We start from the raw sequence: 10228 nt of genomic DNA on the forward strand, positions 1-10228 counted from the left end.
CGGCCATGGGCCTCGGCCTGACAGTACACAGTACTGTCAGACTGGTGAGGATTTGCCCGGTCGGCTGCACGTTACCCACAGATTTGTCGCACACCCGATGACGCATAGTGCGCAGATTTATGCTTGACAGCGGCGTTGCGTTTCCGGAAAGTCTACACCGTGCGTGCCCGAGTCAGCGTGCGATCTCCCGCGGCTAGCCGCGACCTCCTACCTTCGGTGCTGGGCCGGGCGGCAGTGCTGGCCTGGCTGCTACTGGCCGCGGCGGCGCGGGCGAGCACTCCGGTCACGTTTGCACCGGCGGTCTCGTATACCACCGGCGCCGCCCCCAAGGCGGTGTCGGCGGCGGACTTCAACGGTGACGGCCGCCTCGATCTCGCCACCGCCGACAGCGCTGCCGATAGCGTGTCGATTCTGCCGGGCGTCGGTGCCGGCGCCTTCGCCCCGGTCGCGCTCACGATCACCGTCGGCACCGGCCCAGCCGCGCTGGCCACGGCCGACCTCAACAACGACACCCGGCCAGACCTCGCGGTGGCCAATCAAGGCTCCGGCACCGTGTCGCTGCTGCTCGCCACCGGCTTCGGCTTCGCGGCCCCGATCACGCTGAACCTCAGTTCGCCCAGTGCTGCACCCGGCGCCCTGACCCTGGGGCACTTCGATTCCGACACCAACATCGATCTGGCCGTAGCCGAGTATGGCGGCAATCGCGTCGAGGTCTTCCTCGGCCAAGGCGACGGCACCTTCATCGCCGGCGATCAGCTCATCTTTCAGCCCCGCCCGACGGCAATCGCTACCGGCGACCTCGATGGCGACGCCGATCTCGACCTCGTGCTCACGCGCGGCATCGGTACCGCCGCCATCTTTATCAACGACGCCGGCCACTTTGTCGGCTATGGCGACATTGGTGCCGCTGCCGGCCCGACCGCTATCGCTGCCGCCGATGTCAACGGCGACGGGCGCGCCGACTTGATGGTGGCGGGAAGCGCGGATGACCGGGTCGTCGTGCTCTCCGGCAATGGCGATGGCACCTTCAATCCGCCGGTTCAGTTCGTCGCCGGCGACCACCCGCAAGCGCTCGCCCTCGCCGACTTCGATCGCGATGGCCGCCTCGATGCGATAACGGCCAACGCCGGCGGCGATTCCGTCAGCGTCTTACGCGGCGCCAGCGCCGGCATCTTCGCAGCAGCGCAGGAATTCGCTGCCGGTGGTCAACCGGTTGCCATCGCGGTCGCTGACCTCAACGCCGATAACTATCTCGACGCCGTAACCGCCGACCAGGCCGATAGCACGGTCTCGGTGTTGATGAACTTGACCGGAATCGTGACCCCGCCGCCGACGCCCACGACCGAACCCGGGCCGGAACTGACCGTAGGAAGCGGCGAGGTGGTTGGCGGCGGGGCAACACCGATAGTGGTCAGCCTCCAAACCAACGGCAGCGACGTCGCTGCGGTCCAGAACGACATCGTCTTCGACGCCGGCCACCTCGCACTGAGCGAGGACGATTGTGTCGTCGCTCCCGGCATCGGCAAGGAGCTGAACATCAACATCACGGCGGACAACGGCGGGCAAGCGGCGCTGCGGGCGATCGTGATCTCGTTGGGCGACACCAGCCCGATTGCGGACGGCCCGCTTTATACTTGCATTTTCACCGTCCTGCCCGGAACCCCCGCGGGCGTGTATGCGCTGGCGGTACGGGCGGCGGTGGCGAGCGACGGCAGCGGCGACGCCGTGCCCAATCTCACGACCGCAGATGGTGCCATCACGGTCGTCGAGCCGAGCCCGACCCGCACCGCGACCGCCACGCGCACGCCCTCGGTCACGGCCACAGCGACGCCGACGCGAACGCCCACTCCATCACCGACGGTGACGCCCACGTCGACGCCGACACCGAGTCCGACCCACACCATCACCCCGACCGGTACGCGCAGCCCGAGCTCGACGCCGACACCATCGTTCACGCCGACACCGAGCCCGACCCACACCATCACGCCAACCGGTACGCGCAGCCCGAGCCTGACGCCGACACCATCGTTGACGCCGACACCGAGCCCGACCCACACCATCACCCCAACCGGCACGCGCAGCCCGAGCCTGACGCCGTCAGCGACCGACACGCCCACCGCCAGCCCGACGGCCACGGCTAGCGCCCCGGCGCCCGTTTGCTCCGGCGATTGCGACGGCTCGAACGACGTGACCATCGACGAACTAGTCCTAGCCGTTAACATTAGCTTAGGCAGCAGCCCCGCTTCCGCCTGTCCCGAGGCCGATGTCGACGGTGACGGCGAGGTTACGATCGACGAGCTTGTCAGAGCGGTGAACAACAGCCTCGACGGCTGTCCGAGTTGAACCAGGCTAAGCGCCGTGCCGCCCGCGCCGAGCGCAGGCGCGGTTCCCATGGCGGGAGAAGCTGCCGGGCTGACTCGGCGCCCGCGCTTGGAGTCGGGTCAGAACGGGATGTCGTCTTCCGGACCGGCGGGCGGGCCCGCGTCTTCGCCGGCGGGGACGGCAAAGCCGGCATCCTGCTGCGTGATGCGGGCGCCACCGCCACCGCTGCCAAGGAAGCGCACGTCACGCGCGGTAATTTCGGTGATGTAGCGCTTGTTGCCGTCCTTGTCGTCGTAGCTGCGGGTATGGATGGAGCCTTCGACGTACACCTGGCGGCCTTTGGCGAGGTATTGGCCGCAGGTTTCCGCTTGCTTGCCCCACACCACCACGTTGTGCCACTCGGTGCGCTCCTGCTTCTGGCCCTGCTGATCGGTCCAGCGCTCGGAGGTCGCCACCGAGAACTTGCACACGGCCTTGCCGCTGGGGGTGAAGCGGACGTCAGGGTCCTTGCCGAGATTGCCGACGATGATGACTTTGTTGACCACGGGCCGACCGTAACAGCGCGCCCGCGTAGCTGTCAAGTTCGGCCGCGCTCGCGCCGCCAGGGGTCAACAGGCGGAACACGAGCGGCAGCTGGTGGTGTCGCACGGGGGGCTCTGGCGGGCGGCGGCGGCTTTGCGGCGTTCGGTCCAGAGGTAGCCCTTGCTGAGATGGTGATCGATGAAATCCCACGGGAGCCGCTCGTCGTCCCGGTAGCGGCGATACACATATCCGTCCGGATGCGGCAAATGGTCGAGCCCGCCGCCCTGCCAGCGGCGGATCACGCTCCACCAATCGCCGCCGGCGACATGAATGGCTTCGAGCGCTACAGCGAGACGGCGGTCGCCGCGCGAGAGCAGGGTTTGCAGGTAGGCGGCGCGCGGCGATTCAACGTCGAGGCGGAGGTTGGGAACCTTGCCGAGCGTCCGGCGCAGCTGGCGGATCTTGGCCTTGAGAACGGGCAGCGTCTCCATCGGCTCCCACTGGAAGGGCGTCCAGGGCTTGGGCACAAACGGATTCAACGACAGCGTGACCTGCCCGACCCGGCCGCGGGCGCGGCCGGCGGCGCAAAGCCGATCCCGCAGCTTCGTAGTCAGCTCGGCAATCGCAAGGACATCGGCGTCCTCCTCGGCGGGGAGGCCGAACATGGCGTAGATCTTCAAATCCTGCACCCCCTCGCCGACCAGCATGTCGGTGGCGCGCACGATGTCGGCTTCGGTCAGGTTCTTGTTGATCATCCGGCGCATGCGCTCCGAGCCCGCTTCGGGCGCGATCGTCACACTGCGGTTGCGGTTGCCGGCGAGCGCGGCCGCCAAGCGCGGCGTCACACAGTCCGCCTTCAACGACGACGGCGACAAGCGGCCACCGGCTGCGGCCGCCAGCTCGGCCAGCGCCTCGACCCCCGGCAGGCTCGCCATCTCCGCGCCGACTAGGCCGATGGTTGCTCGCTCCTCCAGGCCGGCCCGAACGCTTGCAGCCAGCACGTCGCTGCCGCGCGTGCGGATCGGCCGATACATGAAGCCGGCAGCACAGAAGCGGCAACCCCACTGGCAACCCCGGCTGGCTTCTACCATCACCATGTCGCCGAACACCGCTTCGTCGCTGAGCACGCGGGTGGTGGTCGCCAACCGGTTCAGATCCCAGATCAGCCGCCGCTCCACCGCTGCCTCGCCCGGGCCGCAGTAGTCGAGGCCGGCCGTTACCGGCCCCTCGAAGTGCGGTTGGTAGAAGAGCGGGACGTAAGCGCCCTTAACTCGTTGCGCAGTCTGCCACAGCAACTCCTCGCGGCGCGTACCCGTTGCACGAGCTTCGCAGTACAGCTGCAAGAACTCCGGCAGCATTTCTTCGGCTTCGCCGATGAGAAACAGATCGACGAAGTCGGCGATCGGCTCGGGGTTCAGGAACGTGGCGGGTCCGCCCGCTATTACCAGCGGGCCGCCGCCGCGGGCGACGGTGCGAAGCGGCAAGCCCGCCAGCGACAGTAACCGCACCACGTGCCAGTAATCGGTCTCGAATGAAATCGAGAAGGCGACAATGTCGAAGTCGGCGACCGGGCGGCGCGACTCCAGTGAACAGAGCCGGTGTCCGTGCAGCAGTGCCGCCTCGTCCTCGTCGGGCAAGAACGCCCGCTCGCAGACGACACCAGGGAACTGATCGCAGAGGGCGTAGACGGCCTGAAAGCCGAGGTTGCCCATGGCCACCGCGTAGCGATTGGGGTAGACCAAACACACACGCACGCCGGCATCAGTCTTCTTCGGGAAGAGGAATCGTTCCCGAGCACGGCGCGCACTTGCTCGCTCTTCGACCTGCCAAGTGGACAGAAGCAATGACCTCGAAGCGCAGTCTATAGCCCCGGGCGTGCAGCCCGACAAGACGGTGTGGTGTGGCCGGCCAGGGCCACGTCAAAGTCCCAAACGTGGCCGGCGGCGTAGGTAATCGAGGCGAACTGGGGCTCGTCCCACTGAGTGCGCCTGGATCAGGCCGGGCAGATACCGGTGCCGGGCGCGGTGGCGGTGAGTTGCAGCACGACGCCGCTGTCACCGCGCACGAACAGGGGCTGGCAGCGCAGCTCGACCGGCGGCGGTGGCGCGCTGAGGTTGCGCGAGTCGAAGCGGACCGCGCCATAGCTGTTGCCGTTCGCTGCTCTTGTCACCTCTAAGGACGCGATCAGTTCAGCGCCGACGTACAGCTGGTAGGTCCCCGGCGGCAGGCCACTGACGCCGAGCTGCAATTGTTCCGCGCCGTGGCGGCTGCGGTAGGTCACCACGCCGGTGGCGAGGCCGGCGCCCTGCAAGCGCGCGCGCAGGCGCACCGGCGGCTGAGGTTGCTCCGGCACCTGCCCGCGAAACAGCACCAGCCCGTCAGCATCGAGCAGCGTCAGGTGGTGTCCGCGCGGGTCGCAGCCGTCGAGTTGCGCTTGCGCGCGGCCGCTGCTTTGCACGGCGAACTCGATGACGGGCGTCTCGTCGATCGCCAGCCGATAGAGGCCGGGGCGGAGGCGGCGCGCGGCCAGAGTCAGGCGCGAGCGGCCACAGTGCGTTTGGCTGCGCAACAGCACCGTGGCAGCTGGGCTCGCTGACAGCGGGCGCAGGTAGGTACGCAAGTCGGCCCAGCCGGCGGCGGGCGGCGCGCTGGCGAGGGCGCGCGCCAGTGCCCAGGCATCGGGCACGCCCCAGCCCGTCGGAAAGTCCCACCCCGCCCCGGCACTGTAATGGCCGTTATCACCCGACGTGATATCCAGCAACGCCGGCGGCTCCGCTGCGCCGGCCAGCTCGCACAGCGCCGGGTTGGCCGGGCCCAACGGCGGCCGCCGGTGCTGCGCGCGGTACTGATTGGTCAGTGCCAGCAGCGCGGCCCAGATCGGCGCACCGACGCTGGTGCCGCCGTATTGCCACCAGGCGCCATCGTGGCGGACGTAGTAGCCGCTGCCGGGGTCGGCGTTGAGCGCGACATCGGCCGCCCGCCGCCATGCACCGCCGCCCGTTTGCCACGGCGGGCGCTGCCAGAAGACGCTCTGGCCGCCGCCGCTTCCTGACCAGGCGCCTTCGCTGCGGCGCTCGCCGTCGCCGCCGACGGCGAGCGCCGTGCCGCCGACCGCGGTCACCAGCGGATCGGAAGCCGGGTAGCTGATACTGAGCCGGGCTGGGCCGCAGTCGAAGGCGCCGCGGTCGCCCGAGGCCGCCACTACGGTGATGCCCAACGCCGCGGCTTTCTGGAAAACCGCGTGGGCGTGATCGAGATAGGCCGGTGGCATGTTCGGCTCGCACAGGCCCCAGCTGACGCTCACCACCGCGGCGCGGTTGTCACTGATGATACGGTCGTACAAGGCCATGAAGGCGCTCACCGAGCTGTCGGCCGCCACGTAGGCGAGCAGGCGCGACTGCGGAGCCATGGCGCCGGCCCACTCGACGTCGAGCGTGCTCTCATCAATGGTGCGCGTGGCCGTGCCGGCTACGGGGATAACTTCGAGCAAGTCCGCCGGTCGCGTGAGCCCGAAGGCGCGCCAGAATTCGCGCACGTCACTCGGCTGAAGGCCAAAGGCAGTAGCGATGGCGATGGTCGCCGCGCGGCTGCCGTCGCCGCGCACGCCGGCATCATAGAGCGGCGTGAAGTTGTAAGCGCGGGCGATGTCGGCGGGGCCGAAAGGCGCGCCGGTGGGGGCACTGAGCATGCGGCGGGCGTTGTGCGGCCGTAGCTGGCTGCGGTTCTCCAAGCCGTAAATGCCGCTGACCGCAGCGGCGATCTCCGCCGGCAGCGCGGGATCACGATCCGAGGCAAAGAACGACTCGCCGCCTTCCTCGTAGTCCACCAGCGCCACGCTGAAGGCGCTTTCGATCGCCGCCGCCGGAGCGCTGCCGCTCACCAATTGCTGCGAGGCGCTGATGCCGGCGACAGCGATGCCGTGGGCCGCGAGATAGTCAACAACGGCGGCGGCGCCGGCGGCCGATGGCGCAAAGCGCTCGTCGAACTCCGCCGGCGTGAGATAGCGTTGATAGCGTGGTGAGCCGGGATCGCTCAGTTGCCGGATCAGTTCCTCGAGCTCCGCTTCACGCTGCCAGCGCAACGCCACCGCAATCGCCCGCGCCGGCGCGCGTTCGGCCGGCGCCACGACGCGGGCGAATCGTGCGCTCGGCAGGCGATGGCCGCGGATGACCGTAACGGCGTCGGTGCCGGCGGCCGCGCCGACAGCGAGCGGCACTAGTGCGACACAGACGGCGAGACTGACAAGGTGCTTCACGATCGTTACTCGCAAGCGCGCCGCTGGAGTTACGGCGCCACGCTTGACGAGCAGTGCATCGGCGATGCCAGTGCGCCGCCGCTGGCCGGCGCGCACGCGCGTGCCGTCGCAGTGGGAAGTTTGCGGAGCAAATGGATGCAGAAGCGTACAGACTGCTAAGCCGGATTAGCCGCGTAAAGCGGGTCGACGCCCGCAGTTCACAGTCAGTGTTACTAAACCGGATAGGGGTTTTCCCTTATCGGGGTTTTCCCTATCCGTTGAAGAAAACCGCGCTCATGCTTCGACAAGCACGTGTGCGCAGTCGCGCTCAGCGCAGGTCGTACTCTTTGGCTTTCTTGCGCAGCACGACGCGCGACACTCCGAGCGCGCGTGCGGCCCGGGAGATGTTACCGCCGTGTCGGGCGAGGATCTCGCGAATGTGCTCGGTCTCGAAAGCGGCACGGGCGCGCCGCAGATCGGGGTCGGCGCCGGCTGCGCTGACGCTGCACCGCTCCCGGCCGAAGTGGGCGATGCCATCGGTGTCCGGCCGCAGATCGTATGGGGAGAATTCGCCGGCTGGCGGCGCCTGCGGTGCGAGATGCTCGATGGTGAGCACCTCGCCGTCGCGCGCCAGCGCCACCGCCCGCTCGATCAGGTTTTGCAGCTCGCGCACGTTGCCGGGCCAGTCCGCCCGCAGCAACAGCTCGAGCGCGGGCTTCTCGAGCCCGGCGATTTGTTTGTGATGGCGGGTGGCGGCGGCGGCGAGGAAGCGGCTGGTGAGCAGGGCAATGTCCTGGCGGCGCTCGCGCAACGGCGGCAAGCGAATCGGGAAAGCCGCCAGGCGATAGTAGAGATCCTCGCGAAACCGGCCTGCGGCCATCGCTGTACTCAGCTCGCTGTTGGTGGCGGAGATCAGGCGGGCGTCGACGTGGCGCGGGCGGGTGTCGCCAAGCGGCACCACTTCGCCGTCCTGCAACACCCGCAGCATCTTGGCCTGCATAGCCAGTGGCATTTCACCGATCTCGTCGAGGAAGATGGTGCCGGCGTCGGCGGCCTCGAACAGGCCGATACGATCACTGGCCGCGCCGGTGAACGCGCCCTTGCGGTAACCGAACAGCTCGCTTTCAAGCAAGGTCTCGGGCAGCGCGGCGCAATTGACGGCGACGAACGGACGCTGGCTGCGCTCGCTGATTCGGTGGATGGCGCGCGCCACCAGTTCCTTGCCGGTGCCGGTTTCACCCTCGAGCAGGACGGCGATCGCGGTGGTGGCCGCGCTTTCCATCAACCGAAACACGGCGGCCATGGCGTCGCTGACGCCGATGATTTCGTCAAAAGAGCTTCTGAGATCGTAGAGCGGGGCGAGCGGCGCGCCATCCGCGCTCAGGTCTTCGCTCGCCGCGCCCAGAAAGCTGCGGGCGCTGGACATCCTCGAGGCCTCGGTACGGTTTGGTTCATGTGTACGTCCACCCCCGCTGGCTGTCAAAGGGGGTATAAGCCTGAGATTGCGGGCAATATGGACCTTACTCCGCAGCGGCGGCCGGCGCCATCTCGGCTGGGGGTGCGCGACGAATTTGTGGGTAACGTGGTTCGGTGTTATGGCCTTTGCCCGGTCGGCTGCACGTTACCCACAGATTTGTCGCACACCCCTCGGCTGGTGTTGTTGCACGAACCGATTGAGCCGGCGCGGCGGATTCCGTACACTCTGGCGCTATGGCACGGCCGCGCATTCTGACGTTCGTGATGGCTGGGGGTAAGGGCGAACGCTTGTATCCGCTGACCAAGGATCGCTCGAAGCCCGCGGTACCGTTCGGCGGGCGCTACCGCATCATCGATTTCGTTCTCAGCAACCTTTACAACTCGGGGCTGGGCGCGGTTTACGTTCTGACGCAATACAAGGCCCAGTCGCTGGTCGAGCACCTCGAAACCGGCTGGACCTGGCGCGGGGGCGGGCGCGACGGCTTCATCCGAGCGGTGCCGGCGCAGATGAAGCTCGGCGAGTTGTGGTATCGCGGCACCGCCGACGCCATCTTCCAAAACCTCAACTTGGTGCGCGACTACGGCGCCGACATCGTCTTGGTCTTCAGCGCCGACCACATCTACAAGATGAACGTGCGCCAGATGCTCGACTTCCATCTGCGCGTGGGCGCGGCCGCGACCGTGTCGTGCTTGCCGGTGCCGCGTGCCGGCGCCACGCAATTCGGCGTGGTCGCGGTCGATGAACAGTGGCGCATCAAAGGGTTTATCGAGAAACCCGTCGATCCGCCGCCGATCCCGGGCTTGCCGGAGGAATCGCTGGCGTCGATGGGCAACTACATCTTCAACGTCGGCTTGTTACAGGAAGTGCTGGGTGAGCGCCGCGACGGCGAGCCGCTATTCGATTTCGGCAAGGACATTTTGCCGGCGATGACGGTGCGCGAGCCGGTCTACGCCTACGATTTCCGCCGCAACCGCATCCCCGGGCTGCGTGAGGGCGAGCAGGCATATTGGCGCGACGTCGGCACCATCGAGGCCTACTACGAAGCCAACATGGATTTGAAGAACGTGGTGCCGCTGCTCAATCTCTACAACTGGCAGTGGCCGATCATGACCGCGCGCTTTCATGATCCACCGTGCAAGTTCGTCTTCGACGAAGACGGCCGCCGGGGTGTGGCGGTGCAGTCGGTGATGGCCAGCGGCTGTCTATTGAGCGGCGGCTACGTGAAGGATTCGGTGCTGGGGCGCAACGTGGTGGTCGATGCCGGCGCCCAAGTGCGGGAGTCGGTGTTGATGGACAACGTCGTAATCAGCCCCGGCGCCCGCGTGCGCCGCGCCATCATCGACAAGAACGTGGTGGTGGCGCCGGGCGAGGTGATCGGGGAGGATTTCGGCAACGATTGCCGCCGCTACGTGGTGTCGGCAACGGGGATCGTGGTGGTCGAAAAAGCCCCCGACACGCCGGAGACGTTGGCGCGGAATTGGTGAGGCGGGCGGGCAAATCCTCACCAGTCTGACAGTACTGTGTACTGTCAGGCCGAGGCCCATGGCCGAAAGGGACGAAATCTGACATTCCCGCTAAAGCGGGAATCCACGGCACCGGCTCGCTACGACCCGCCAAACGCCAAACTGGATTCCCGCTTTCGCGGGAATGACGGCCATAACACCGAACCACAC

At 67.5% G+C, this 10228-nt stretch carries 6 protein-coding genes; 2 read left to right on the forward strand and 4 right to left on the reverse strand.

The window, feature by feature from the left end; translation table 11 throughout:
- Positions 1–159: 159 nt before the first annotated feature.
- Entirely contained in the window at positions 160–2343 is a 2184-nt protein-coding gene (locus HY699_04610) for a VCBS repeat-containing protein (GenBank protein ID MBI4515082.1), read from the forward strand.
- Between the two features lie 98 nt (positions 2344–2441).
- Here HY699_04610 and HY699_04615 read toward each other — a convergent pair whose 3' ends face one another.
- The 4 genes from HY699_04615 to HY699_04630 form a co-directional block, all read right to left on the reverse strand.
- Positions 2442–2867, reverse strand: a complete 426-nt coding sequence (locus tag HY699_04615; protein MBI4515083.1) for a single-stranded DNA-binding protein — start codon at positions 2865–2867, stop codon at positions 2442–2444.
- 63 nt (positions 2868–2930) lie between these two features.
- The gene (locus HY699_04620; GenBank protein MBI4515084.1) at positions 2931–4598 is read right to left on the reverse strand and encodes a radical SAM protein; all 1668 of its coding nucleotides are present in this window, start codon (positions 4596–4598) and stop codon (positions 2931–2933) included.
- Positions 4599–4837: 239 nt separating this feature from the next.
- Entirely contained in the window at positions 4838–7099 is a 2262-nt protein-coding gene (locus tag HY699_04625) for a S8/S53 family peptidase (GenBank protein MBI4515085.1), read from the reverse strand.
- A gap of 307 nt (positions 7100–7406) precedes the next feature.
- Positions 7407–8504 (reverse strand): sigma 54-interacting transcriptional regulator, encoded by a 1098-nt coding sequence (locus HY699_04630; protein MBI4515086.1) that lies wholly within the window; start codon positions 8502–8504, stop codon positions 7407–7409.
- A gap of 284 nt (positions 8505–8788) precedes the next feature.
- On the opposite strand from HY699_04630, the gene glgC reads away from it, so the two are divergent.
- Positions 8789–10039 carry a glucose-1-phosphate adenylyltransferase gene (gene glgC / locus HY699_04635; protein ID MBI4515087.1) on the forward strand — a complete coding sequence of 417 codons (1251 nt, stop codon included), beginning with the start codon at positions 8789–8791 and terminating at the stop codon, positions 10037–10039.
- Positions 10040–10228: the final 189 nt, after the last annotated feature.

It is taken from the genome of Deltaproteobacteria bacterium, assembly GCA_016210005.1.
In the GTDB taxonomy this organism is placed as follows: domain Bacteria; phylum Desulfobacterota; class Binatia; order HRBIN30; family JACQVA1; genus JACQVA1.